The sequence below is a fragment of the Mesorhizobium sp. M00.F.Ca.ET.216.01.1.1 genome (assembly GCF_004010325.2).
In the GTDB taxonomy this organism is placed as follows: domain Bacteria; phylum Pseudomonadota; class Alphaproteobacteria; order Rhizobiales; family Rhizobiaceae; genus Mesorhizobium.
The window spans coordinates 1-23,683 of record NZ_SADR02000041.1; the positions used below are offsets into that span (position 1 = coordinate 1).

Sequence of the window (23,683 nt, forward strand, 5' to 3'; positions counted from 1 at the left end):
GAACCTCGTGCGATCAATCGACGACAAGCGAAGCATCAAGCTGCGCCGAAAGCGCGCTGCAAGAAACAACAAATACCTCGAACAAATCCTCCAACCTTCAATCCGTTAACCCGGATTCAAAGCCGTGGACCCCTCCCCTCTGAGGAGGTCAAACGAAGCATGCAGGAGTTTCAAGGCGCGATGTGAGCCTCCAAGTCGCCGCTCTCTGTGTGGCTTGGGCATTCTCAGTTGCCCCTGCCTGTCTCACCAACGTCGGGCCTGAACGGTGCTAGTCATTTCGTCAGGTGTCTGACGATTGAGACGGCAGGAACGTCCCTCAAGATGCGGAACACGCTGGCCCTGCCGATATCAAGCTGGGCCTCTTTCACTGTTTCAATTATTTCCGCGCCGGAAATCTCTGGCATCATTGGTTCGTCCACTGGCGAGGATGCCGGGAAGTCGCTACTCTCCGCCTCATGATCGCTTCGCCTGTGGTATGGGGTCGTAAATGGTTGAAATGCGGGGGCGAGCAGCCGGCCAGGTTTGGAGCGCCCCACGCGCATTGGCAGAGCGAGGCACGGCCGCTCCATGACAACGCTTTGCCCGCCGCGGCTGATCGTGGTTGACGACGAGGAAGGCGTGCGAGAAACACTTGCCGACTATCTCGGCCAGCAGGGATTTGACGTCAGGACCGCGGAGGGCGGTCGTGCGCTCGATGCCCATCTGGCAGCCGGATCTGCGGATCTCATCATGCTTGACGTCAACATGCCTGGCGAAGATGGTTTTGCCATTGCGCGCCGCTTGCGCGCCTCCAGCTCGGTGCCCATCATCATGGTCACCGCGGCCGGTGACGTGATCGACCGTGTCGTTGGCCTTGAGATCGGCGCTGACGATTACGTGGCTAAGCCGTTCGACCTACGGGAACTGCATTCGCGGCTCAGGGCGGTTTTGCGGCGGCTCCAGAGAGGCAGCCAAAGTGACGTGCCCAATGCGGGACCGGTGGCTTTGGCCGATCGGGTGCCGTCGCAAAGGGAAGGGCTGATCCCATTCGGAAAAGTCATGCTCGATCTTCCTAGACATTGCCTGGTGGCTTCCCATGGAGAGAGGCAGCGCCTGACTTTGATGGAAATAGACCTCTTGAGGGTATTCGTCGAAAACCCTCATCGCGTACTCAGCCGCGAACGTATTTTCGAGCTCGCTCACGGCCGCGCAACCGAACCTTTCAATCGAAGCATTGATATTCGCATCACGCGGTTGCGTCGCAAGATCGAGATCGACCCGGCCAAACCCGAAGTCATTCGGACCATCCGCGGTGTCGGTTATCTATTTGCCCCACCCGAGACACCCGCATGATGGATGAACCCCTGGACCTGGATGAACAGGTGGTCACAGGCGCTGGAGCGGGCCAAACGAGCAATTTCGACGCGCCAGATATTCGCGTTCTGCGCGCCCTCCTCGACGCGATGCCGGCCTGGGCCGTATTCGTTGATCGCAATAACACCTATCGCTATGCAAACGGCAAATTTCTCGAGTTCGTGAAGCTACCGATGGATCGGATCATCGGGCAGCACATGGCCGATGTGCTCGGACAGCCGGTGTATGAGTCCTACTCGGGAATCGCGACGAAGGTCTATTCTGGAGACAGAGTTCGCTGGGAAGATTGGGCGAACTATGGCGAGCTGGGCAGGCGCTATATTCAAGAGAACTTCGTTCCCTTCATGTCCGCCAGCGGACAGATCCAGGGCGTCATAGCAATTGGCCTCGACCTCACAGAACACAAGCTGCGCGAGCGCGAGCTCGCCGAGCGGCTCGAAGCGCAGACCGCAGTGGAAACCATGTCGTCCGCGATCGTCGCATCCGCGCTCGACTGCGTCATCGTTATCGACGAAGACGGCTGCGTCGTTGAATTCAATCCCGCCGCCGAGACGGCCTTCGGCTACAGCCGCGAAGCGGTTGTCGGCAAGCCGATCGCTGAACTGATCGTTCCTGAGCACCTGCGTGCTCGACATCATGCCGGCATGGAGCGTTACATGGTCACCGGGGAAGCGGCGGTCCTGGGCCGCCGGGTTGAGATCGAGGCAATGCGCTCCGACGGTACGTTGCTGCCGGTCGAACTAGCGATAACGGAGGTGCGGCTGCCGGACCGCAGGTTCTTCACGGCACATATTCGTAACTTGACCGAGGTCCGCCGTGCCCATGAGGAGATCGAGCGACAGCGCGACGCGCTGCATCAGAGTGAGAAGCTTGCGGCTCTAGGCTCGCTGCTTGCCGGTGTCGCGCACGAGCTCAACAACCCGCTTTCAATTGTCACCGGTCAGGCGCTCATGCTGCGTGAAGCTGCCAACTCTTCGCCGCTACGCGATGCCGACCTCCACAAGATCGCCGAGCGCAGTGTAAAGATCGAAGCCGCGGCGGAGCGCTGTGCCCGAATAGTGCGCACTTTTCTCGCCATGGCGCGTCAGCGCGCAGGCGAGCGGCGTGAGGTTGACCTGTCCACTTTGGTCGATGGGGCAATAGACCTTCTTTCCTATGGCCTCAAAACGGGTGGCATCGAACTTGCCAAAGACCTCCAGCCCGGCCTGCCGCGCGTCTGGGCCGATGGCGACCAGATCCATCAGGTTCTAGTTAATCTCATCCTCAACGCCCAACAGGCGCTTGAGGACGTCTCTGGCCTGCGCCGGATCACCGTGTCCATTCGGCACGATCATGCCAAATCCAACATCGCCCTGACCGTCAGCGACAACGGCCCGGGCGTTCCGGAGCAGATCCGCAATCGTATTTTCGATCCGTTCTTCACCACCAAACCGCAAGGTATTGGCACGGGCATCGGCTTGGCCGTTTCCCGGGGTCTGATCGAGGCCCAAGGGGGAAGCCTGGTTCTGCAGCCGTCACAATCGGGCCGGGGCGCCTCTTTCGTGATCCAAATCCCGGTTGGTGTAGCGGCGACGTCGGCATCCGAAAGAGTTCTTGAATCGATCGACAGGAAGGTAGCCGAACCCGAGGTCCGCCGGGCTCTTGTCGTGGACGATGAAGACGAAATCGCCGGCATCCTTGCTGAACTCCTCGACCGGCAGGGTTTCACCTGCGACTTGTCGCCGAGTGGCGAGGACGCGAAAGCGCTTGTGCGCACCAATGATTATGACGTCATCCTTTGCGACATCCGAATGGCCGATGGTGATGGGCCGTCATTTTTTTACTGGCTTCAGGAGGCGAAGCCTCATCTTGCACGCCGTATTGGCTTTGTCACCGGCGATACACTTGGCCCGGCCGCCGGCCGGTTCCTCGAGCGGAGCGGGTGCCCGGTTATCGAGAAGCCGTTCCGCCCGGAGGACGTGTCCCGCCTGGTCCGGCTTCTTGCAGATGACACGTAACTCCGCCCTGAATTGCGTCAGATGCGAAATCCTATGCGAACAAGCCCACTGCTCGATCGTAAAAATGGTCGAGAGCGCAGCGCCTGGCGGCAATCCGGGCGACTTCAAGCAATTCCTCGCGACCCGAGACGCCGTCCTTGTAGGCTGCGATCACTACGCGCGCGACCATTTCGGCGTCCCCGTTGTCAAGCTCCGCTTCGCCGGACCGCAAAATTTCCCGAACCACACCCCTCAAGAGATCCAGTTCAATGGCTGAAAAGACGCCCATATGGGGCGCGGATGTGCACTCCACCGCCATCTGAATTCCTCCCGCCGTCACGATATCAAACGCGCGAGAGATTACAACTAAAGTATTAGACGAAGCGCTTCGGACGTCGTTCGGCACCCGAACACCGCTGCAACGTTGCTATGCCGCATTTGCCCGAAATGCCGCGAAATGCTTTTCTCACGTTGGTCAAACAGAAGTGGTGCCATCCCATTGCCGAAGCGTCCGCAGACAACGATTGACGTCGAGGAGAAGGACGGTCGCTGGTATATTAAAGTGAACGTCGACGGTCGCGATAGGCGCACCCTTGGCCCCTTCAAATCACGTGAAGATGCACGGGTGATAGCGAACGAGCAGCGCCATCGATTGAGAGATGAAGGTAAATATTAGGGTTTGAGGCGGTTGTCGGGCGCAACACCTTACGGAAACACGTTGCGCCGCATGACGTGCAAGCGTCGCGAATGCGATCAGACCGGCTATCGGTGGAGTACTCATGAAGACTGTCGTTAGAGTTGTCTGTGCCATCGGCCAATCGGGGCAGCTCGGCCTCGATGGCGGCCTTCCATGGGAAGGCAACCGGTCGCCGGAGTTCGTCGCCGACGTTGCACGGTTTTTCGACATCACCAGAGGACACGTCTTGCTCGCCGGTCCCAAGACGATCGCGAGCGTTCCGGATTTTGCTCGCGCGGATCGGGAACTTGTCGTCGTTCGCTCCAGCATGGATCCCGAGGACACGCTCAAGCGCTTTGCCGGCCGTGTCGTCTTCATCGGCGGCGGTCCACCGGTCTGGGACGCCTACGCGCGCTTCGTCAGCCACTGGGATGTCACGCGGCTGCCCTATGACGGGCCGGCGGACCGCTGGTTCGATGCAAGATGGCTTACGGAAGGTGGCGAAGTTGCAAGAAATCACCGCGACCATTGAAGGCCCGGCTCGTACCGATCTGGGATCATTTGGACCATCTCGCGACCCAAGTTCCACACCGCATCTTATGCAACTTTTGATCCTATCTTGATCAGCAATCCTGCAATCCTGCCCAGGACATCCATTCCGAAACGGCACAACGCGCGAGAAGCCGTCATTGCCGAGCAGATACTCTAACGTCGTGTTCGGGCCGAGGGCAGACCGTCAGCTTCGGGCAACCGCCCAACCGACATGTATCTCAGCACGAAGTTGACGGCCTTCGCCTGCATTGATGCCGGCATCACGACCGTAATCGATGCCTGCCACTCCTCGCGCAGCCCGGCACATACCGATGCGGCCCTCGACGCGCTCGACGACAGCGGAATCCGTGCGCTGCACATGTTGGGTGCTGCGATGGACAAGAAAGCTTCGTCCACGCATTTGCAGGGCGACTTGAAGCGCCTCGCCTCCATCTGGAACCAGGGCGACGGCCTTGTGCGGGTCGGCCTGTTCGGCCAACTCAATATCGACTGGTGGCGGGTCGCGCGCGACCTCGACATGCGCATCCTGACCGAGTTCATCGGCGACCTGGCCAAGCTCGGACCAGAATTCGACGAGCCGGGCCTGCTCGGTCCGCGCAACATCTTCAACCACTGCACCCGTGTGCCCGAAGAGACCTGGCAGCGCTTCGCAAGGGCCGGCGTCAACATCACCGTCAATCCGCGTTCCGACGCTCTGTTCGGCTTCGACGACGATGGCTTCGCATTCCAGCAGGCACTCGATTATGGCCTAAGCCCGGCGCTCGGCATCGACCTCGACACCGCCTTCGGCAGCGATTGCTAGCCTCTTCAAGAGAAGCTCCGTTGCCGCCGCTCCGATCAAATGCGCTGGCTGCGCGATGGCCGTGAGACCCTGGGCCACGAACTGCATCCAGTCGAGGTCGTCGAAGCAAAGCAGCGAAATGTTGCCTGGAATCGCAAACTTCAGTGCGGAAGTCGCCTCCAGAACGCCTGTCGACATCACACCGTCGGCGGTAAATAGAGCGGACGGCGCATTGCGCATTGTCAGCAGATCGAGCGCTTCCTTGCGGGCTGCCTCGCTAGAATAGACCGCCACGCGGCGGATCAACCGCGGATCCGGCGTAATGCCTGCGGCACGATGGGCTTCCAGATAACCCAACAGCCGTTGCCAGCTTGGATGGTGGTAGCGAACATCAGCACTGGAGAGATCAGCGTTCCTCAACGATATCGCTCAGATGGATGCCGATCCGAAATTCGATACTGCGATCAGGGAGAAGGCCGAGATTGCGCTCTACCATGGCGCTTTGCACTTCGACGGCGCAGCGCACGGCATCGACGACGCTACGAGACTCGACAATGGTTCCATCGCCTGCGCTTAACCACGCGATCGTGATACACAGCGATGGTCGGCTCAATTAGATCGCTCCGGAGCGTACGAAGCCGCGCCAACGTACGATCCTCGTCCGGCGATCAGTATCGCCGCGATTTTCCGCGTCTCGTTCATCGCCGCTCGCACAGGCAGGATATAGCACAAAGTTGCGCCGATATTATCCATCTCAACAGTGTGTTCAGACATACGAAAGCCACCCGTGCGATTGGGATCGGATCGCGGCACTCGACAAATGGCCGCTTCTGTGATGGGTTTCGGATGCGGGATGAGCTTTTCGATTGGGGTAAGCGGCAGGGGTGAAGCGATACGGAGCGCGCAGAACGAACGCGATGAGGCGGCTATCGGCGAATAGCGGCCTTGAAGAGGCGATTGGCGGGCCCCAAGGTGGTGCGCGCCTTCCTCACAAGCCGGCTCAGGCGGGTTGGCGGAGCGAGCTTGCGTTCCAGCACTGCCGCCAGATCGGATCGGCCCCGATCGCGTAGCGGCAAGAGCAGATCGCGATAGCAACTCGCCTGATAGGCGTTATCGATCTTGAGGTTCGTGAGGTCTTCCGCTCGGAGGTCGCGTTGAGGAAATGCCGCAGTCGTATTCAGCTTCCCGAGCGCTATCAGGGCCAGCATCGTGCGGAGGCACTTCTCGCATCGCCCGCAGTTCTCGCCGACGCTCTCCAATGAACCACAGACTTTGACGTGATCCAATGCCACCGGCCAATCAGCCACGATCGCCGTCTTAGCCAACCGCGACATCTCCAGCCCATGATGTTCGATCGCCATATGGGCGCTGCTATAGAACGGGTCAAGCAGTGGATGCGAGCCCCAAGGTTCCAGATTGGCAGCATCGAAGGTTGCTGAGATCTTTACCTTCCGGAGCCGCCCGCCGACGAAATGCGCGAGCCCGGCCAAGAACGCTCCGTGATAGATATTAATGTAGAACGACATGTTGTTGTTGTGGAGGGATTGCGCGTTCGTGCGCAGGACGACTGCCTGCACTCCCGCCTCATGCGCAAGGATCTCATGCACTTCTCTGAGACGCATGAACTTGCGCTCGGACGTGTTGCCGCCGACGAGAATGGCTGCTGAGACCGCCTCCGGGTGCGATCGCGGGATTCCTTGAAGGTTACTCCTCAGAGAAGCCAGTGAATCGATCCCGCCCGAAAGGAACAGTCCGACCCCCTCTCCCGGCAAGCGCGTTTCGGTTGAGGCCTCAATGCGCGGAGGATCGGCGAGTCGATGCCATCGCGTCAGTGTCTGCGACGCAGCCGCCAGATTTGCTCGGAGCACAGGACAGATACCACCACCCTCTATGACAATCCGCCGCTCGCCTGCATGCCATGCCGGCAGGAAGCACAAAATCAGAAAAGCGTTGGGGTCCGCGTACAAGTCGTACCCCTGAACAGATATCTCTTGGGTGTCCCTGCCTGCTTCCTCCCATCTAACTTCTGCGCGCGCGATGTCTTCTTCGGCTTTGAAGCCGCTCACAATCATCGCCCGTCCTCCCTTAGGACTTACTTTCCTTGGGACTTATTTTGGATCAACTTAGGGCGAGAGCCTATGCCGTCAATGCAGGGGATGTAGGCTTGCGCCCTGATGTTCCCATCGTCCTCAAATGTATAGCGCGGCGATCTGGGAGAGACCTCGTATTGCCTCACCGAGGAGTGCTCCCGAGCAACGCTGCCGCTGCCTCACCAGGATGTTCCCCCGTGGTCGCGATCCGTCACTCTGTCATTGCTTGGAAGGTCGCTGCTGACGAAGTTGTGCCGAACACCATCTCATGAGCCTTTTCCTTTCGCCATATTTTGACGCGACGTTGCAGCGTGCGCAGAAGGAGATCGGGATATTTCTCCGGGTATTCCGACTGCAGCCGCGCCAGCAATTCCCGGCTCGTTTGCCACGCCCTTCTTCAAACCAGCCACGTAGCTCGTGGGTGACCCCTGCAAATGGATCAGGACGCCGCCGTTCCCGCTTCTGTTTTGGTTTCGGCTTCCCAGTAGGTCGTATTTCGCCCTCCCTCCATGCGGTTCGCAAGCCTGAAAGGAACTCATCGAGCGCCGGCTCGGACACCGCGGAATCTGATGTGGGTAATCGATCGGCTGAGGCCACAAGGCGCTGTTGTGCGGCTCGCATGTCGCTCAGCATCAGGATCCAGCTGCGCAGCCATCTGCGCCAGCTTCGCGCGAACAGACGCCGGCGTCAGCGGATGTTCCATCAAGCGCTGGCAGGGTGTCGCCGGAAGGTGATAGCGCTTGCGCACCCTGGCGCCGCCTGGCGGGATCGCCGGCGATAACGGCGGCGCCGTCCAACATTGCCGAGTCAGGCACTGTTCAAACGGTTAGCTCTGGTTCGGTCGATGATGTTGCCAAAACAAAGCGGACGCTACCTCAGCCCCGCCTTGCGCAATCCGTCGAGATAGATGCCGATCTGATTCTGGTCGCGGAGATAAAACATCCGCCGGCGTAGGAACTCTAGGCTGACCTCGTGCTCGTCACGCTTCAGTTCCGCCAGCGCCTGGGCGGCCTCGTCGATGCGCCCCAGATGGCCAAGGGCAGAGACAAGAACGGCACGCGCCAGGAAATGCGCATTTGGCACCTGCACCGATTCGATCGCCCATCGTGCGGCTTGCTCGAAATCGAGCCGGAACAGATGCGCCATCGCCCCGTAGTTCAGGAAAGCCCAGCGATATGGATCTTGAGGGCTCAATCGCACTGCTTCTTGGAAGCAGGGCAGCGCCGTGTCCATCTGCCCGGCATAAGTAAGCGAATCGCCCAAGGCACAATGGGCTTGGGCCATGGACGGATTGAGATTGATTGCCGCGTGCAGCTCGGAAAATGACCGTTCATACTCGCCGCGCGCCAAATAGACCCGCCCGAGCGCAAAACGGCAGACCGCGTCGCGAGGATCAAGCCGGCTTGCTTCGCGGGCAAGTTGGAGCGCCTTGTCCAGGAGCCCGGCACCTGGATCAGCGCCGAAATAGATGGCGTTGATCACCAGTGCATATGAAAGCCGCGCCATGGCGGCCGCAAATCGTGGATCGAGTTCGAGTGCGCGCTCAAAGAGACGCTGCGCCTCACGGTTGGTTTCGCCGCTGAATTCATACTGCACCGAAAGCGCACGATGGTAAAAATCCCACGCACTCATTTCACTCTCGTCCAGCGACCGTGTTCCGGCGCCCTCAAGCATGACGAGTTCCGCCTCGATGGAGGCAGCGACGGTCTGGCTCAGATCGTCGACCATGTCCTGCAGATTTTCGCCCCTGTGGTCATATCGGTGTACCCAGAGATAGCGGCCCTGCTCGAGCCCGATCAGCTTCACGTTCAACCGCAATTGCTGGCCCAGTTGCCGAATCGATCCGTCCACGGCGTGTCGCACCAATTGGTTCGCGGCAATGCGTTGCATATCGCTTGTGGTCAGCCGCCGTGCTTCGGCAACCGGACTGGCCTTCACGTCGAGCCAGCGATATTTGGATAGCGCTGCTGCCAGTTCCTCAGACAGCATAGTGGCAAGAGCTTCGGTTTCTGGAGATTCAGGTTGGGCTGAAAAAGGCAGAACCGTGACGGTTGTTTGCCCATGTGTCGGCCCCGGAACGTCGGCTAAATGCGGCTCCGGCGCCGATGAAAGATCGTCGGGCCCGGTGAAGCCGGCCCGGCGGATTTCGGCAAGCAGTTTCTGAGTGTTGGGACTAGGCTCAACCTGCAATTCGCGTTCAAGAATATCGCTGCAGTTCTTGTATTGCTGGATTGCGGCGGCGCGCTGCCCTTGCTGGGCATGGATGCGCATCAATAGCCGATGCGAAGACTCCCGCAGCGGATCGAACATCACCAGCCTCTGAGCCAGAGCGATGGCCGCGTCCGGTTCGCCTTTTTGAAGCAAATATTCCGCACCGCGCTCGAAGGCCGGACAAGCGAGGGTTGCCAAACGCCCCCGCTCGGTCAACAGCCAGTCCTGGAAGTCCTGTTCGCGTACATAAAGATTGCTCAAGAATGCACCCGGATAAAGACTGGCGGCTTCGAGATCGGCTTCCGGTTTGCGCTGAGCGACAAGACTCGAAAAGCGCTCAACATCCGTCGTCACGAGTTCTGAATTCAAGCTGACCTGGTCGTTGAAGGTGGCGACGACCTCGTTCGACCCGTAATCGAGTAGTTTGCGCAGTTTCCAAACGCTCTGGCGCAAGCTCTGCCGCGCCTGTTCTGTGAAGCGGTCGCCCCAGAACAGAGTCATGAGTTGGTCGCGGTTCGGCGGCATGTCGAGGTTGAGCGCAAGATAAGCCATTAGGCCCTGCAGCTTGGCGCCGACTACAGGAATGTGTTTGCCGTCCGGACCGCGGACTTCCAGCCGGCCGAATAGTCGAATTGCGATCTTGCCCATGCGCTGCTCGTTCCTGTGCGCGCGAAGACGGCATGTTGCGCAAGCGGCAACCGTATTCCCTCGGTGGCGACGCAAATTTCCCATCAGTTACTTGACGGGAGTTCCAATTTTAACGCGTCATTAACGCCGAATTCCCGGCCAGGTGCGCACCGACATAGTAACGGTCAGGTCACCGTGATGCCAGCCGAGGGATCGAATCGAGTGAAGCCGCCATGCTGAAGGCTCTTTCGGACGTCCCACAATCTGCCCCGGCTCAGAGAGGAACCTCAAACATGACCTTGTCAACCCGCACAGCGCCCGCACCGCGCAAGCCCGCAAGCGGCGTCGCCAGTTCCATTCTCGATACGATCGGCAACACGCCAACTGTACGGATCAACAAACTGGCGCCGGATGGCATCGACATGTTCGTCAAGCTCGAGGCTTTCAACCCGCTAGGTTCCGTCAAGGACCGGCTGGCGCTCGGCATAATCGAGGCGGCCGAGCGAGACGGCAGCCTGAAGCCGGGACAGACAGTTGTCGAGGGCACAAGCGGGAACACCGGAATTGGCCTGGCAATGGTGTGCGCCCAGAAGGGCTATCCGCTCGTTGTCACCATGGCCGAGAGCTTCAGCGTCGAACGGCGCAAGCTCATGCGGTTCCTTGGCGCGCGGGTGATCCTGACGCCAGCGGCCGACAAAGGTACTGGCATGCTGGCCAAAGCAAAGGAGTTGGCTGAAAAGCACGGCTGGTTTCTGTGCCACCAGTTCGAGAACGAGGCTAATCCGGATATTCACTCGCGCACCACGGCTGAGGAAATCCTCGCCGATTTCGGACCCAACGGGCTCGACTATTGGGTCAGCGGGCTCGGCACAGGCGGTACGTTCAGGGGCGTTTCGCGCGTCCTCAAAGCCAAGAGTCCCAGAACGGTGATCGTTGCGACCGAACCTGACAATTCCCCGCTGATCTCGAGCGGAATTGCCCAGACATACAACGACGATGGCACGCCGGCGTTGAGCCAGCCCGGCTTTCGACCGCACCTCATGCAAGGCTGGACGCCGGACTTCATTCCAAAGCTAGTAAAGGACGTGATCGATGCAGGCCATATCGATCGTATGGAACTGGTCAACGGTGCCGAGGCAATGCGGCTTGCGCGCGAGCTCGCGGCCAAGGAAGGCATTTTTTGCGGCATTACCGGCGGCGCGACTTTTGCCGCGGCCCTTGCGGTCGCCCGCGCTGCACCAGAGGGTTCGCGCATCCTCGCCATGATCCCGGACACCGGCGAACGCTATCTTTCCACGCCGCTGTTCGAATCGATAGGTGCGGATATGAGCGAGGAAGAGCTTTTTATCGCGGGCAGCACACCCAGCCACCGATTCGACGGTAAGAATGTGGTTGCGCCAGCCGCGGTTGCGGTGGCCGATCCGACGCCCGCCGCGGCCGGATTCGTCGAAATGGTGACGAATGACAATAGCAAGCCGGTCGTCCTTTTCGCGCTCGAATGGTGCGAGTTCTGCTGGTCGGTCCGGCGCCTGTTCAAAGCGATGGACGTCACCTACCGCTCGATTGATCTGGACTCAGTCGAATACCAGAAGGATGGTTGGGGCGGTGACGTAAGGGTCGCATTGCGTAAGGTGACGGGCGCGCCGACCATCCCCCAGATTTTTGTCGGAGGAAAGCACATTGGCGGGTGCACTGAAACCTTGGATGCATTCAATGATGGCAGCCTGCAGGCATTGCTTAACGCTAGTCGCGTCTCCTTCGATGCCGACAAGGTGCTGGACGCCTACACACTGCTGCCCAACTGGCTGCATCCGCGCTAGGTGTTGCCACCAATGGCCAAAGATGGATTTGCCGTTGCCGGGCTGGCGGCCGCCATCGCCGCCGACTACCGGCAGAACCCGCAACGCCTCCACAGCTTGGCGGGAGTTGAGGAACTGCGGGCCGGCTTCGACATCGGCCTGCCCGATATTGGCCGACCGTCCGATCAGGTCATCGACCACCTCGTCCGCGCCGCCGGGCCCGGTCTGGTGGGCAATACCCAGCCAGGATTCCATGGCTGGGTCATGGGCAGTTCCCATCCGGCCGGCGTCGCCGCAGACTGGCTGACATCGGCCTGGGGACAGAACGCGGCCATCTATCACACCTCGCCCGCCGCGGCGGTAGCCGAGGAAATTTCAGCCAAATGGCTGCTTGATCTCCTCGATCTGCCGCGAACGGCCGCCGTGGGCTTCACGTCCGGCGCGACAATGGCCGGTTTCATCGGCCTTGCCGCTGCGCGCGGCGAAGTGCTGCGCCGCGTTGGGTGCGACATCGCCCGGGAGGGGCTGCAAGGCGCGCCGCTGATCAAGGTGTTCATCAGCGATGAATCGCATGCCTCGAATTTCGCGGCGCTGCGTTATCTGGGCTTTGGCGAGAGCAATCTCGTTCGCATTCCCACCAATGCCCAAGGAATGATGGATGTTGCAGCCCTAACGGAGGCCCTCGGTTCGGGGTCCAATGGCATAGACCGCGCCCCGAAAATCATCATTTGCCAGGCCGGACACATCAATAGCGGCGCCTTCGACCGGTTTGACGCTATTGCCGATCTTGCCGGCCGCTCCGGCGCATGGCTGCATATTGACGGAGCCTTCGGGCTTTGGGCGCGGGCCGCACCGGATCTCAAAATGCTGGCCGCCGGCGCCGAGCGCGCCGATTCCTGGGGGGTGGACGGCCATAAATGGCTGCAGATGCCCTATGAGAACGGCTTCGCCATTGTCAGCGACCCCGTGGCACTGCGCCGGGCCATGGACATCGCCGCAGGCTATTTGACCCATTCCGCCGATGACGGGCGCAATCCGACCCATTTCGGCCCGGAACTCTCGCGCCGGGCGCGTGGATTCGCTGTCTGGACCATGCTGCAAACGCTGGGGCGGCATGGCATTATAGAGGTGATCGACAACCACTGCCGGGCGGCGAAACGACTGGCGGGTCGGTTGGTAGACGTTCCTGGCGTGCGAGTTGAAAACGACGTCGTTCTCAATCAGCTGGCTCTGACATTTGGGACGGAAAACGACGAAAGCGCCCAGCGAGACCGCGCCACCCAAGCGGTATGCGACCGGCTCAATGGAACCACGAATTATTTTCTGCGCACGGCGGCGTGGAATGCAAGAACCATTCTGCGTGTTTCAGTGATTGGCGCAGGCGCGACCATCATGGCCATGGACAAGCTGGCGGACGATATTCGTGATGCCTGGTGCAGCTTTTTAGCCGAGCGACATCAGGGTGCCAGTTGCTGCTGATTTCTGCCTAATCGTCAGTTCGGGCACTGACTTCCTCGCTTTGCCGAGGAGGACTTGCCTGACTGTCTGACTATCAACAGCCTCAAGCCGCTCGTGATAGATGGCCGGACGTCAGCTTCGCAGGACAATGCGGCGGTTCGCGTGGTTCTCTTTCAAAGTCCGGACAGGGTCATGAAGTCCGGTTCCGCTGAAGGTCAAGTTTCGGGAACTGGATCCGGCGCCGGAAGGTCCGGAAGGGAGTCGCCTCCGGCCGTTCGATGCCGGGTACCAAGCATCCATCAGATTTTCACTAGGCAGGCATAGCCCGCCATCTACGTCTCCACCGCCTGCTTCAATTTCTCAAGTGAGACGCGCAATGTCGCGACGCGCAAATGGCTTGATGTTGATGGTCATGACCGGCTCGTTCGACGACGCAGAGAAGATGCGCAAGCCCAGTGTTGGTCCTAATCTGTCGAGCGGCTTTCCGACAAGCATGTCGCCCGCCTGGTCAAGCAGACCGCGCTCGCGCCGACCTGCCGGAAGGAGAGCGCGAACTGCTGTTCTCCGGGCATTCGCTCCGGGCTGGCCTGGCATCTTCGGCCGAGATCGAGGAGCGCTACGTGCAGGAGCAGCTCGGCCACACACAGTGCGGAAATGACCAGCAAATACCAGCGCTGCCGCGACCGATTCCGGGTCAACTGACCAAAGCGAGCTGCCTGTAGGAGTCCCCCTCCCCGCGCGCTATGCCGAGGACCTTCCCGACCGGCGGCGGGCGCGCTCACGAGGCTGGCGTGATCAGCATTAGCGATGGGAAATAGGTGCGATAACGGCCGACGTCGCGAGTGAGTAGCGCAAATTCGCTGACTGCCGCGTGGGCGCCGATAAAGAAATCCGGCAGCACTCCGGTGCGCGATCCGCCCGATTTGCGATACTGGGTCAACACCTTTCCGGCCAGGAACAGCGCCGGCCGCGGCATCGTCGCGATCTTAAGGCCGGCCGCGTCGAGAAACCTGTCGAGATCCTCGATCCGGCTGTAGCGGACCGAGAGCTCTGCATAGACGACGTCATTGATCAGTAGCGGTCCGCGCAGCGAGGCGGCCTCGAGCTGCTCGATCGACCACTCCGCCCAGTCCTGATCGTCGGTGACGAGGTCGAGCAGAACGTTGGTGTCGACCAGCGTCACGTTTCGCCGCGCGTCAAGGCCATGATCGCGTCCGTGCCAAGCCCCTTGCCGGCATGGCCGCGCAGCTTGGCAAAGCGGCTCGCCGGCCGTTTTTCATCCGCACGAACCAACACCACGCTGCCGTCGGCTGTGCGGCGAAAATCCACCTTGCTGCCCGGTGCAATCCCCAAGAGATCGCGCACCGGCTTGGGAATGGTCACCTGACCTTTTGCGGTTACGGTGGTGGTCATCTACAGCCTCGGTAAGGACATTTGGAAATATGGTATTACCTCCGGGCAATGGACTCAAGTATCGAATTGCCCTGAACCCTTAGCCGCGGACGGCACGTCCGCAGATCCTTCGCCGCTGCCTTCGGAATTCGGCATCACCGCGACCGTTTTCAGTTCACGGACAGGGGCAAACAGCCTCGGAAAAGACCCGGCGCCCGCCTTTGATTGAAGCGGCAAGGCAAAAACCGCGGGTCGGACTTTTCAGCTTAGGGCTTCAATGAAATCGGGAAGTGAAAGCCACAACGGCCGCCATGATGTCGAGCGCCAGATAAAGCGTAGGCACACAACTGCTACGGCGATATGGCGCCGGAATCTCCAGGGTCGCCGACGGCGATAGCCTGCCAAGACGGTCGCCCACGCTTGCCCTGGGCACCCGCAACTGGAAATGATGGCGGGCTTTGCTATGACGAACGGGATATAAGGCTCTCTTGCAGCAAGCTGGTTGAGGAAAGCCCGACCGTCATGAAGCCAATGACCGAAGAGCATCTCGCGGTGCTACGCAGGCACATGGTCGAGATGATTGCAATCTATACCGACCTTGCAAGCGAAGAGCTTGGCAAGGCGGCGCTCGATGAGCGGGTAATGGCGGCGATGCGGCGGGTGCCGCGGCATCTCTTCGTGCCGGCCTCGGTTGCGCCTTATGCTTACCAGGACAGGCCGCTGCCGATCGGCTTTGACAAAACCGTCTCGCAACCGTTCATCGTTGCTCTCATGACCGATCTCCTTGCGCCGCAACCGCACGAGGCGGTACTCGAGATCGGCACCGGCCTGGGCTACCAAACCGCAATTCTGGCCGAGCTCGCCGGGCAAGTTTGGAGCGTCGAAATCATCGAGGAATTCGCAAGCCATGCTGAGGCTCTGCTGCAGGGCCTTGGCTTCTCGAATGTCGGCATTCGTGTCGGGGACGGGTCTCGCGGCTGGCCCGATCACGCCCCATTTGACAAGATCCTGGTCTCAGTGGCGGCTGAGCGGGCGCCGCCGGCTTTACTGGAGCAGCTCAAGCCTGGGGGCCGTCTGGTTCTGCCTGTGGGACCTGAAGTAGCACAGTTGCTGACTGTCATCGACAAGGATTCGGCAGGGCAACTGAAGACTCGCAAACTCATCCCGGTTCGGTTCAGCCGGCTCGAAACGGTCTAATGAAGGTGCGCACATCTGGCCTCACGGGTCAGCAACTTCGCGATGGCCAGAGATGACGCAGGCAGCGCGATGGTCGTTTTTAACCCGAACGTGCCCGTGACAGCGCCTCGCGTTTTGCGCCGCCCAAAACCCAGCAGCAGTCGCAGCACCGCTCCGTTCAACATGGAATTATTACACTGACGCAGAAAGGGCGCTCGGAAGGACGGAAAGCATCACGGTTGAGAAACCCGGACGCCGGGCATAGAGCGTTACCGCAACTCTCACAGGACTGTCAGGGCATGCCCCACGGCGCTGCAATTGGATCGCGTCGTCGTCGGGCGTTACTTGACGTAGGAACCGTAGATGCGGTCGAACTCACCCGTCGCCTTGGCAAGATGCAGCCACTGGTCGACAATAGGCCTTGAAGACGACGGCACCCTCAGGAGGCATGTAACCCATTTCGCCATATTGGAGCGGCTTCTCGGGATTGATCGCGTGTGACGAATCCAGCGGCGAGCGCGTGACTACGGTTCGCTCGATAGCGCATTGCGTGCCGCGTAGAGTTCGGCGATGAAGTCGGTGATCAGCGCCGAGTTGATGCCGTCCGGCGGACGCAGGAGCAGCGCGCGGAAGTGCACGGCCGGCTCGAATGGCCTGGCGACGATGCCGCCGATCATGCGGTCGGCAATGACCGACGGATTCACTAGGCCGATCCCCATGCACTTCGCCGCGAGGATGGCGATGGTCAGGCCGTAGGGCGTCTCGATCAGGATGCGCGGCCGCACGGCATGCGCGGTCAGGATTTTGTCCATGGCGAGCCTCACTGTGTCTTCCGGTGACAATGCCAGGAACGCCTCGTCAGCGAGATCGGCCGGCGTGATTATCTCCTTCCGCGCCAGCCGGTGGTTCTTCGGCATCACGCAAACGGCCCGCGGCGTAGTGAAGATACTGTGCAGCACGCCGCTGGTGTCGACCTCGTCGGCCGCGAGCCCGATATCGAAACTGCCAGACGCCACCAGGTCGCGCACGATATTGGAGGTGCGGACCTGATAGCTGATGCGTACCTGCGGATGCCGGCGCGAGAACGCTACGATGGCGCGCGGCACCAGCCCATGCCCGAGCGCCGACAGGCTGGCGACGCGGATGGTACCGGTGCCGACCTCCTTGATCTGGGCCGCACGCAGCTTGAGCCGGTCGAGCCCGACCAGATTGGCTTTCACCTCGGCATGGAACAACTCCCCTTCGCGTGTCGGCACCAGCCTGCCACGAATGCGGTCGAAAAGCCTGAAGCCGAGTTCGGCCTCTAGCTTGGCTAGCGAACGGCTGATGGCCGGCTGCGAGGTATCGAGCAGCGCGGCCGCCGCGCCGGCGCCGCGCGCGATCATGATCGCGTTGAAGACATCGATGTCGCGCAGGTTCATAGTGCAGCCCATATCAACAGCGAATTAACTTTATCGCTGCGGCCATAGATGGCAATGGGTGAGCCGGCTAAGCTGCGCCCATGAACCGACGCGACGACACTTCACATGTCCATCCTCCCAAGCGCTCCGAGGAACCGTTCCAGGCGGTGGCGATGCCGGTCGAGCGAGCCTCGACCGTTGTCTTTGACGATCTGGAGTCGTTCGAGCGTCGCGTCGAGCGTCTGTACGACGGGTTCAGCTACGGACTTTACGGCACACCGACCAGCCGGCAGCTCGAAGATCATATCGCCGTGCTGGAAGGCGGATCGCGGGCTCTCGTCGTCCCGTCGGGCATGGCGGCCATCACGCTGGCAACCATGGCTGTCTGCCGTGGCGGCGAAAGGGTTCTGATCCCGGAAACGCTCTATGGCCCGGCGCGCGACATGGCCGAGCGTTTTCTCGGCCCCCTCGGGATCGAGGCGGTTTCCTACGATCCACGGCTGGACGCAAGCATCGCGGCCATGATCGACGGCAGAACGCGGCTGGTCTGGGTAGAATCGCCTGGCTCGGCCACCTTCGAAGTCCAGGATGTGCCCGCCATCACGGCCGCGGCCCACAAGGCCGGCGCGCTCGTCGCGGCCGACAACACTTGGGCCTCTCATCTGCTGTTCAAGCCGCTCGCTCATGGCGTCGACATCTCGATGCAGGCGCTTTCCAAACACGCCGGCGGCCATGGCGACCTCCTGATGGGCTCGGTCGCAGTGCATGACCACGCCCTGTTCCGGCGCCTGAAGGATACAGCGCGCTTCCTAGGCTATGGCGTCTCGCCGGAGGATTGTGCGCTGTGCGAGCGTGGCCTGATGACCATGCCGGTGCGCATTCGTCATGCCGACGGCACCGCGCGCAAGATCATCGCCTGGTTATCGGAACGCCCGGAAGTCGCGCAGATCTTGCATCCCGCGGAGCCTGGCCATCCCGGCCACGTGGTCTGGAAGCGTGATTTCGCCGGATCGGCAGGCGTGTTCTCCTTCGTGCTGCGGGCGGAACTGGCGCCACTGCAATCCGATGTCCTGCGCAGCCTGCGGCTGTTCAGGCTCGGCGCAAGCTGGGGCGGCGTGCATTCGCTGATTGCCGTCAGCGATCCGCGCAAGGGCCGCGCCAGCTTCGACTGGCTGAAGCCCGGCCCGGTCTGGCGCCTGTCGATCGGCCTCGAGGCGCTCGACGATCTTCTGGCCGACCTTTCCCAGGCCTTCGAACTCTTTGCTGAAGCCCGGCGCAACGGAACCGCCGCGGCCGACGCCAAGGCCGCCGAATGACGATAACCTCAACGACAAGGGGAATAACTATGAAACATCAAAGTCTGAAATGGCTCACGGGTCTGGCGATAGGATTGGCCAGCCTGAGTTCGGGTGCCGTGGACGCCAGCGCGCAGGCGGTCATCAACAAGATCAAGGAGCGCGGCTATGTCAGCTGCGGCGCCAGCCAGGGCGTGCCCGGTCTCTCGCGGCCGGACGAGAAGGGGTATTATCGCGGCTTCGATTCCGACATCTGCCGCACTTTCGCGGTCGCCCTCCTCGGCGACAGAGACAAGATCCGTTACGTGCCGCTTAACGCAGGCCAGCGTTTTCCTGCGCTGCAGACTGGGGAAATCGACGTTCTGTCGCGCACATCCACCATCACCTACAGTCGCGATACTGTTGTCCGCTTCGTCTGGATCAATCTCTACGACACGGACGGCATGCTCGTGCGCAAGGCCGATAAGATTACCGAGCCCAAACTGCTCGACGGAAAGACCGTCTGCCTGCAGGGCGGTGGCAGCCTGACCGAGAAAGCGATCGAGGAAACCGAGGAAGAGTTCGGGATCGCGATGGAGAAAGTCTATTACGACTCGACCGTTCAAGCGCGCGACGCCTTCTTCGGCGGCCGCTGCGATTCCTACGTCACCGACGGCACCGCGGCAGCCGGACAGCGTGCCTCGGTGGCCAAGAACCCGGACGACTACGACATCATCCAGGTCGGCAAGGCCGCCGAACCCAATGGCGTCGCGGTCGCCCGCGGTGACGATCGGCTTTTCGACGTCGTGCGTTGGACACTCAATGCGCTGTTCTGGGCCGAAGCCAACGGCATCACCTCGCAGAACATCGATGAAAAGCTTGCGTCGGGCAGTCCAGAAGTCAAACGCGTGCTGGGCGAGGAGCCCGGTTTCGGCAAGCCGCTCGGATTGGACGACAAGTGGGCCTACAACGTCATCAAGCAAATGGGCAACTACGCCGAGATCTGGGATCGCAATCTCGGCAAGGACAGCCCCCTGAAGGTCGACCGCGGCCTGAACGCGTTGTGGAAGGACGGCGGCCTCAACTATCCTTTCCCCTGGGATTGAGCCGCACATGAAGGGGAACGTGCCCGACGCTCCCCTTCCCTGCTAACGCCGCGAACCGTCGAGGTCGACATGCTGAGCGACGCCAAGACCAGATCGATCATCATCCAGTGTGCCCCAGTGGCCCTGGCTGCCGCCTTCGCTGCCCTGCTCGTCAGCACGACTTTCGCCAATCTCAGGGCACGCGGTATCCCGATCGGCTTCGATTTCCTGACGATGCCGTCAAGGATCGTCATCTCGGAAGCGATCCTCACTTACAAGTCGCGGGACCCCTATTACTGGGCGATCGTGACCGGGCTCGCCAATACGGTCTTCATCTCCGCGGTCGTCATCGTCTTTTCATCCGTGCTCGGCCTCGTCGTCGGCGTCACCCGGCTGAGCAGCAATCCCCTGGCGGCGGGCACCTGCCGCGTATGGGTGGAGGTTGCACGCAATTCACCGCCGATCGTGCTTCTGATCTTTCTCTACTCGCTGTGGTGGAAGGTGCTGCCGCCGGTCGGCGAAGCGCTCAATCCCCTGCCAGGCGTTTACGCCTCCATGCGCGGCTTTGTGGTGCCGGCTGTCAGCATGGACGTCGCCACCGCGGGATTGCTCGTCATTGCTCTCGCCCTGGCACTGGCGGCCGCCGGCTGGGCGGCGGCGAGACGAGGATGGATGCCGCCGCTGGCCGCGCCGGCGATCCTCGCGGTTGGCGTTGCCGGGCTCTGGCTTGCCGATGCGAAGTTCTCCGTGGACTGGCCGACCTTCACCGGGTCGAACTTCAAGGGCGGCAAGGAACTGACGCCCGAACTCAGCACCATCCTCATCGGGCTGACCATCTACACCACCGGCTTCGTCGCCGAGATCGTGCGCGGCGGCGTGCTTTCGGTCGGCCGCGGTCAGTGGGACGCAGGTCATTCGCTCGGCCTGCCGCGCGGCAAAATATTGCGTGTGATCATCATCCCGCAGATGCTGCGGGTGATCGTCCCGCCGCTCAACAGCCAATACATCAACGTCGTCAAGAATTCGACGCTGGCGATCGCAGTCGGCTATCCGGACTTCCTTGCGGTCATGAACACCATCATCAGCAAGTCCAGCCATTCGATCGAGGGCGTCTTCATCATCCTCGGCGTCTATCTCGCCCTCAACCTGAGCCTGTCGAGCGCGGCCAATTGGTACAACCGTCGCATCGCCATCGTGGAGCGCTGAACCATGAAGGCCCTGTCTCTTCCCCTTCCGGCCGAGCCAATGCCAGGACAGATCCGCTTCGGCGCCTTGCGGCGGTCCGCCAGGCTCCTGTTCGGCACGCCGCTCAATGCCGTCCTGACGCTGTTGTTCGGCGTTCTGCTCGTCGCCACGGTACCGCCGATGCTGCGCTGGCTGGTAATCGATGCCGTGCTGTTCGACCCCAGTCCACGCGCCTGCCGGGTGGCCACCGGAGCGTGCTGGAGCTTCATCTACGCCAAGTCCGGGCAGTTGCTGTTCGGCATCTATCCGCTCGACGAACGCTGGCGCCCCGCCATCGTCTGCATGCTTATCCTGGCTCTGCTCGCCTGGTCGGTGCGGCCTGCCAGCTGGGCTCCGCGGCTGGCGGCGCTCTGGGTGGCGGCGCTCGTGCTGATCTTCTGGCTGATGGCCGGCGGTTTCGGCCTGACCGAGGTTCCGACCTCGTCCTGGGGCGGCCTGCCGGTGACACTCATCCTCACCGTCGTTGCCATCGGCGTCGCCTTCCCCGTCGGCATCCTCCTGGCGCTGGCCAGGCGCTCGACCATGCCCGCGATACGCATCGGCGCCGTGGTCCTGATAGAATCGGTGCGCGGACTGCCGCTCTTGTCTATCCTGTTCGTGGCATCGATCATGATGCCGCTGTTCCTGCCCGAGGCCCTGTTGCCTGACAAGTTCGTGCGCGCGCTGGTCGCCCTCACCATCTTCGCCGCGGCCTATCTCGCCGAGGTGATTCGCGGCGGCCTGCAGGCCATTCCGAATGGCCAGTACGAGGCCGCGGCGGCGCTCGGCCTGCCCTTCTGGCGCACGCAATATCTCGTCATCCTGCCGCAGGCGATCCGGGTGGCGATCCCGGCGCTGGCCAACACCATCATCGTCATGATCAAGAACACCAGCCTTGTCCTGGTGGTCGGCCTGTTCGACCTGATCAGCTCCGGTAAAGCGGTGCTGGCCGACCCGGACTGGCCATCGCCAGCGGCCGAGACGTTCCTGTTCATCGGCGCGATCTTCTTCGCGCTCTCCTTCTCATTCGCCCGCTTCGCCGACTTCCTGGAGCGGCGCGGCCCCACCGCTCACTAGGAAATGCCGTGATGTTATCGTCCACCGCCAAGCGCGTTCCGCCCATGCCCGATCCCAACGATCCGCCGGCAATCGAAATGACCGGGATGAACAAGTGGTACGGGAACTTCCATGTCCTGAAGGACATCAACTTGACGGTCCTTCGCGGCGAAAAGCTGGTGATCTGCGGGCCCTCGGGCTCGGGCAAGTCAACCATGATCCGTTGCATCAACCGGCTGGAGGAGCACCAGCAGGGACAGATCGTCGTCGACGGCGTCGAACTCACCAATGATTTGAATAAGATCGACGTAATCCGCCGTGACATCGGCATGGTGTTCCAGCACTTCAACCTGTTCCCGCACCTGACCATTCTGGAGAACCTGACGCTGGCGCCGATCTGGGTGCGCAGGATGCGGCGCGAGCAAGCCGAGCAGACCGCCATGTATTATCTGGAACGAGTGAAGATTCCGGACCAGGCGCACAAATATCCCGGCCAGCTGTCAGGCGGCCAGCAGCAGCGGGTTGCGATCGCGCGCGCGCTCTGTATGAGCCCGAAAATCATGCTCTTCGACGAGCCGACGTCGGCACTCGATCCGGAAATGGTCAAAGAAGTGCTCGACGCCATGGTTGCGCTGGCCGAGGATGGCATGACCATGCTGTGCGTCACGCACGAGATGGGATTTGCCCGCCAGGTCGCCGACCGCATCGTGTTCATGGACAAGAGCGAGATCATCGAGATGAACACCCCAGCCGAATTCTTCTCCCATCCGCGTCATCAGCGGAGTAAGCTGTTTCTTGCCCAGATCCTGAATTAGCCAAGCTCTTCGGCCGGCCCGGCGCGCTAGGCGGATGGTGAGTTGGATGCCGATCTTCGGCGATCCGCTGACCGTGGTCGTTGGGGTTTTGCGCGAGCCGCTATGGAGCTTTGTCGCAATCGTCGCTCTCGCAAAGGTCTCGCATTATTTGGTTGTTGCCGCAGCGGTAGTGAGCCGGACCTAAAACCGACATCGCAGCGCGCGGTTGCGTTTATTTGGGCACGAGCCATAAACAGGCCATACAAAAATGTATGGAAAATATTGTGGCGCATGGCGGCTTAGAGCAATACCGTTCTTGCAACGATCTTCACTTTTGGTTGCACTGCAGCAAACTGGTCGAAGGCGGCCTTGACAAATCAGCCGAACAATTGTGGGAAGGGCCGATGAGGACTGTCGGTCGAATCGAGATCCTAGGATTGGCGTTTCCTATGAGACTGCGCGCAACCAGCTGAAATCCGTCTTCGCAAAGACGCAAACGCATCGGCAGTCTGAGCTAGCCACGCTTCTCACAAGGCTCTCGAGTGGCCGATAATTCTCTCAGGTCAAGCGGGGACGACTAATAGACCTTGAAAGCGCCCGCATGCGCTCGTGCATCCACATCGGTGATCAGCATATGGCCCGGCGATACTGTGATCGAGATCGCGAGTTCGGCACGAGCAAGAGCGTCCTGGGCGGTCAGGCTGCTGGCCCAGAATGTGATGAGTCTCGCGGCGGCCGCTGCGCTGCCGCCGGGAGGCG

The 23,683-nt window shown here is 61.1% G+C and carries 24 protein-coding genes and 3 pseudogenes; 16 read left to right on the plus strand and 11 right to left on the minus strand.

Going from position 1 to position 23,683, the window contains the following annotated elements; all coding sequences use genetic code 11:
• The 3 genes from EN859_RS38825 to EN859_RS32555 all read left to right on the plus strand — a co-directional run.
• A partial coding sequence (locus tag EN859_RS38825; protein WP_210237737.1) for a hypothetical protein occupies window positions 1-186 on the plus strand: 186 nt, incomplete at its 5' end.
• Window positions 187-567: 381 nt separating this feature from the next.
• Window positions 568-1,332 carry a response regulator gene (locus tag EN859_RS32550; protein WP_127856702.1) on the plus strand — a complete coding sequence of 255 codons (765 nt, stop codon included), beginning with the start codon at window positions 568-570 and terminating at the stop codon, window positions 1,330-1,332.
• Window positions 1,329-3,350 (plus strand): PAS domain S-box protein, encoded by a 2,022-nt coding sequence (locus EN859_RS32555; RefSeq protein WP_127856701.1) that lies wholly within the window; start codon window positions 1,329-1,331, stop codon window positions 3,348-3,350. The genes EN859_RS32550 and EN859_RS32555 overlap by 4 nt, the downstream gene beginning before the upstream one ends.
• A 31-nt stretch (window positions 3,351-3,381) precedes the next feature.
• On the opposite strand, the gene EN859_RS32560 is transcribed toward EN859_RS32555, so the two are convergent.
• Complete coding sequence (locus EN859_RS32560; protein WP_127856700.1) at window positions 3,382-3,648, minus strand: hypothetical protein; 267 nt, start codon at window positions 3,646-3,648, stop codon at window positions 3,382-3,384.
• 460 nt (window positions 3,649-4,108) lie between these two features.
• On the opposite strand from EN859_RS32560, the gene EN859_RS32565 reads away from it, so the two are divergent.
• Both EN859_RS32565 and EN859_RS32570 read left to right on the plus strand, forming a co-directional pair.
• Window positions 4,109-4,537, plus strand: coding sequence for a dihydrofolate reductase (locus EN859_RS32565; RefSeq protein ID WP_127856699.1), 429 nt, complete (start codon window positions 4,109-4,111; stop codon window positions 4,535-4,537).
• A 231-nt stretch (window positions 4,538-4,768) separates the two neighbouring features.
• Window positions 4,769-5,359 carry a hypothetical protein gene (locus EN859_RS32570; protein WP_127856698.1) on the plus strand — a complete coding sequence of 197 codons (591 nt, stop codon included), beginning with the start codon at window positions 4,769-4,771 and terminating at the stop codon, window positions 5,357-5,359.
• Here EN859_RS32570 and EN859_RS32575 read toward each other — a convergent pair.
• The 5 genes and pseudogenes from EN859_RS32575 to EN859_RS32595 form a co-directional block, all read right to left on the minus strand.
• Window positions 5,306-5,758, minus strand: coding sequence for a substrate-binding domain-containing protein (locus EN859_RS32575; protein ID WP_189502380.1), 453 nt, complete (start codon window positions 5,756-5,758; stop codon window positions 5,306-5,308). The two genes, EN859_RS32570 and EN859_RS32575, sit on opposite strands and share 54 nt — an antisense overlap.
• A pseudogene (locus tag EN859_RS32580) lies at window positions 5,751-6,040 on the minus strand (adenylate/guanylate cyclase domain-containing protein); the annotation flags it as partial. The gene EN859_RS32575 and the pseudogene EN859_RS32580, both read right to left, overlap by 8 nt.
• A gap of 224 nt (window positions 6,041-6,264) precedes the next feature.
• Window positions 6,265-7,410: a hypothetical protein gene (locus EN859_RS32585; RefSeq protein WP_127856696.1), complete on the minus strand. Its 1,146-nt coding sequence runs from the start codon at window positions 7,408-7,410 to the stop codon at window positions 6,265-6,267.
• A 229-nt stretch (window positions 7,411-7,639) separates the two neighbouring features.
• A complete protein-coding gene (locus EN859_RS38410) occupies window positions 7,640-7,798 on the minus strand; it encodes a hypothetical protein (RefSeq protein ID WP_189502382.1) in 159 nt (52 codons plus the stop codon).
• A 500-nt stretch (window positions 7,799-8,298) separates the two neighbouring features.
• On the minus strand, window positions 8,299-10,287 hold the full coding sequence (locus tag EN859_RS32595) for a BTAD domain-containing putative transcriptional regulator (protein WP_189502384.1): 1,989 nt from the start codon (window positions 10,285-10,287) through the stop codon (window positions 8,299-8,301).
• Between the two features lie 272 nt (window positions 10,288-10,559).
• Here EN859_RS32595 and cysK point away from each other — a divergent pair.
• The 3 genes and pseudogenes from cysK to EN859_RS32605 form a co-directional block, all read left to right on the plus strand.
• Window positions 10,560-11,582: pseudogene (cysK, locus tag EN859_RS39860) on the plus strand (cysteine synthase A); the annotation flags it as partial.
• A gap of 135 nt (window positions 11,583-11,717) precedes the next feature.
• Entirely contained in the window at window positions 11,718-12,086 is a 369-nt protein-coding gene (locus EN859_RS39865; RefSeq protein WP_245525825.1) for a glutaredoxin domain-containing protein, read from the plus strand.
• A gap of 12 nt (window positions 12,087-12,098) precedes the next feature.
• Complete coding sequence (locus EN859_RS32605) at window positions 12,099-13,544, plus strand: pyridoxal-dependent decarboxylase (protein WP_127856694.1); 1,446 nt, start codon at window positions 12,099-12,101, stop codon at window positions 13,542-13,544.
• A gap of 339 nt (window positions 13,545-13,883) precedes the next feature.
• On the opposite strand, the gene EN859_RS40350 is transcribed toward EN859_RS32605, so the two are convergent.
• Window positions 13,884-14,018 (minus strand): hypothetical protein, encoded by a 135-nt coding sequence (locus EN859_RS40350; protein ID WP_281015658.1) that lies wholly within the window; start codon window positions 14,016-14,018, stop codon window positions 13,884-13,886.
• On the opposite strand from EN859_RS40350, the pseudogene EN859_RS39870 reads away from it, so the two are divergent.
• A pseudogene (locus EN859_RS39870) lies at window positions 13,998-14,225 on the plus strand (integrase); the annotation flags it as partial. The gene EN859_RS40350 and the pseudogene EN859_RS39870 sit on opposite strands and share 21 nt — an antisense overlap.
• A 76-nt stretch (window positions 14,226-14,301) precedes the next feature.
• On the opposite strand, the gene EN859_RS32615 reads toward EN859_RS39870, so the two are convergent.
• Window positions 14,302-14,706 carry a type II toxin-antitoxin system VapC family toxin gene (locus tag EN859_RS32615; protein WP_127856693.1) on the minus strand — a complete coding sequence of 135 codons (405 nt, stop codon included), beginning with the start codon at window positions 14,704-14,706 and terminating at the stop codon, window positions 14,302-14,304.
• A complete protein-coding gene (locus EN859_RS32620) occupies window positions 14,703-14,936 on the minus strand; it encodes an AbrB/MazE/SpoVT family DNA-binding domain-containing protein (RefSeq protein ID WP_127856692.1) in 234 nt (77 codons plus the stop codon). Before EN859_RS32620 ends, EN859_RS32615 begins: the two co-directional genes overlap by 4 nt.
• A 501-nt stretch (window positions 14,937-15,437) precedes the next feature.
• Here EN859_RS32620 and EN859_RS32625 point away from each other — a divergent pair.
• Window positions 15,438-16,112, plus strand: a complete 675-nt coding sequence (locus EN859_RS32625) for a protein-L-isoaspartate(D-aspartate) O-methyltransferase (RefSeq protein ID WP_127856691.1) — start codon at window positions 15,438-15,440, stop codon at window positions 16,110-16,112.
• Window positions 16,113-16,615: 503 nt separating this feature from the next.
• On the opposite strand, the gene EN859_RS32635 is transcribed toward EN859_RS32625, so the two are convergent.
• The gene (locus tag EN859_RS32635) at window positions 16,616-17,512 is read right to left on the minus strand and encodes a LysR family transcriptional regulator (RefSeq protein WP_127856690.1); all 897 of its coding nucleotides are present in this window, start codon (window positions 17,510-17,512) and stop codon (window positions 16,616-16,618) included.
• 80 nt (window positions 17,513-17,592) lie between these two features.
• Here EN859_RS32635 and EN859_RS32640 point away from each other — a divergent pair, with 80 nt between their 5' ends.
• The 6 genes from EN859_RS32640 to EN859_RS32665 all read left to right on the plus strand — a co-directional run bounded on the left by EN859_RS32640 (window position 17,593) and on the right by EN859_RS32665 (window position 23,129).
• The gene (locus EN859_RS32640) at window positions 17,593-18,807 is read left to right on the plus strand and encodes a PLP-dependent transferase (RefSeq protein ID WP_127856689.1); all 1,215 of its coding nucleotides are present in this window, start codon (window positions 17,593-17,595) and stop codon (window positions 18,805-18,807) included.
• Window positions 18,808-18,836: 29 nt separating this feature from the next.
• A complete protein-coding gene (locus tag EN859_RS32645) occupies window positions 18,837-19,871 on the plus strand; it encodes a transporter substrate-binding domain-containing protein (protein ID WP_127856688.1) in 1,035 nt (344 codons plus the stop codon).
• A 69-nt stretch (window positions 19,872-19,940) separates the two neighbouring features.
• Complete coding sequence (locus EN859_RS32650; protein ID WP_127856687.1) at window positions 19,941-21,056, plus strand: ABC transporter permease subunit; 1,116 nt, start codon at window positions 19,941-19,943, stop codon at window positions 21,054-21,056.
• A 39-nt stretch (window positions 21,057-21,095) separates the two neighbouring features.
• Window positions 21,096-22,151, plus strand: coding sequence for an amino acid ABC transporter permease (locus EN859_RS32655; RefSeq protein WP_245525820.1), 1,056 nt, complete (start codon window positions 21,096-21,098; stop codon window positions 22,149-22,151).
• Between the two features lie 11 nt (window positions 22,152-22,162).
• Window positions 22,163-22,945, plus strand: coding sequence for an amino acid ABC transporter ATP-binding protein (locus tag EN859_RS32660; protein ID WP_127856685.1), 783 nt, complete (start codon window positions 22,163-22,165; stop codon window positions 22,943-22,945).
• A gap of 46 nt (window positions 22,946-22,991) precedes the next feature.
• Complete coding sequence (locus tag EN859_RS32665; RefSeq protein ID WP_245525821.1) at window positions 22,992-23,129, plus strand: hypothetical protein; 138 nt, start codon at window positions 22,992-22,994, stop codon at window positions 23,127-23,129.
• Window positions 23,130-23,501: 372 nt separating this feature from the next.
• Here EN859_RS32665 and EN859_RS32670 read toward each other — a convergent pair whose 3' ends face one another.
• On the minus strand, window positions 23,502-23,645 hold the full coding sequence (locus tag EN859_RS32670; protein ID WP_281015657.1) for a DUF1445 domain-containing protein: 144 nt from the start codon (window positions 23,643-23,645) through the stop codon (window positions 23,502-23,504).
• Window positions 23,646-23,683: the final 38 nt, after the last annotated feature.

Bases quoted from the DNA above. Each gene is read 5' to 3' on its own strand.
- EN859_RS32550 (WP_127856702.1), top strand. From the start codon at position 568: ATGACAACGCTTTGCCCGCCGCGGCTGATCGTGGTTGACGACGAGGAA.
- EN859_RS32555 (WP_127856701.1), top strand. From the start codon at position 1,329: ATGATGGATGAACCCCTGGACCTGGATGAACAGGTGGTCACAGGCGCT.
- EN859_RS32560 (WP_127856700.1), bottom strand. From the start codon at position 3,648: ATGGCGGTGGAGTGCACATCCGCGCCCCATATGGGCGTCTTTTCAGCC.
- EN859_RS32565 (WP_127856699.1), top strand. From the start codon at position 4,109: ATGAAGACTGTCGTTAGAGTTGTCTGTGCCATCGGCCAATCGGGGCAG.
- EN859_RS32570 (WP_127856698.1), top strand. From the start codon at position 4,769: ATGTATCTCAGCACGAAGTTGACGGCCTTCGCCTGCATTGATGCCGGC.
- EN859_RS32585 (WP_127856696.1), bottom strand. From the start codon at position 7,410: ATGATTGTGAGCGGCTTCAAAGCCGAAGAAGACATCGCGCGCGCAGAA.
- EN859_RS32595 (WP_189502384.1), bottom strand. From the start codon at position 10,287: ATGGGCAAGATCGCAATTCGACTATTCGGCCGGCTGGAAGTCCGCGGT.
- EN859_RS39865 (WP_245525825.1), top strand. From the start codon at position 11,718: ATGGTGACGAATGACAATAGCAAGCCGGTCGTCCTTTTCGCGCTCGAA.
- EN859_RS32605 (WP_127856694.1), top strand. From the start codon at position 12,099: ATGGCCAAAGATGGATTTGCCGTTGCCGGGCTGGCGGCCGCCATCGCC.
- EN859_RS40350 (WP_281015658.1), bottom strand. From the start codon at position 14,018: ATGCTTGTCGGAAAGCCGCTCGACAGATTAGGACCAACACTGGGCTTG.
- EN859_RS32620 (WP_127856692.1), bottom strand. From the start codon at position 14,936: ATGACCACCACCGTAACCGCAAAAGGTCAGGTGACCATTCCCAAGCCG.
- EN859_RS32625 (WP_127856691.1), top strand. From the start codon at position 15,438: ATGAAGCCAATGACCGAAGAGCATCTCGCGGTGCTACGCAGGCACATG.
- EN859_RS32635 (WP_127856690.1), bottom strand. From the start codon at position 17,512: ATGAACCTGCGCGACATCGATGTCTTCAACGCGATCATGATCGCGCGC.
- EN859_RS32640 (WP_127856689.1), top strand. From the start codon at position 17,593: ATGAACCGACGCGACGACACTTCACATGTCCATCCTCCCAAGCGCTCC.
- EN859_RS32645 (WP_127856688.1), top strand. From the start codon at position 18,837: ATGAAACATCAAAGTCTGAAATGGCTCACGGGTCTGGCGATAGGATTG.
- EN859_RS32650 (WP_127856687.1), top strand. From the start codon at position 19,941: ATGCTGAGCGACGCCAAGACCAGATCGATCATCATCCAGTGTGCCCCA.
- EN859_RS32655 (WP_245525820.1), top strand. From the start codon at position 21,096: ATGCCAGGACAGATCCGCTTCGGCGCCTTGCGGCGGTCCGCCAGGCTC.
- EN859_RS32660 (WP_127856685.1), top strand. From the start codon at position 22,163: ATGTTATCGTCCACCGCCAAGCGCGTTCCGCCCATGCCCGATCCCAAC.
- EN859_RS32665 (WP_245525821.1), top strand. From the start codon at position 22,992: ATGCCGATCTTCGGCGATCCGCTGACCGTGGTCGTTGGGGTTTTGCGC.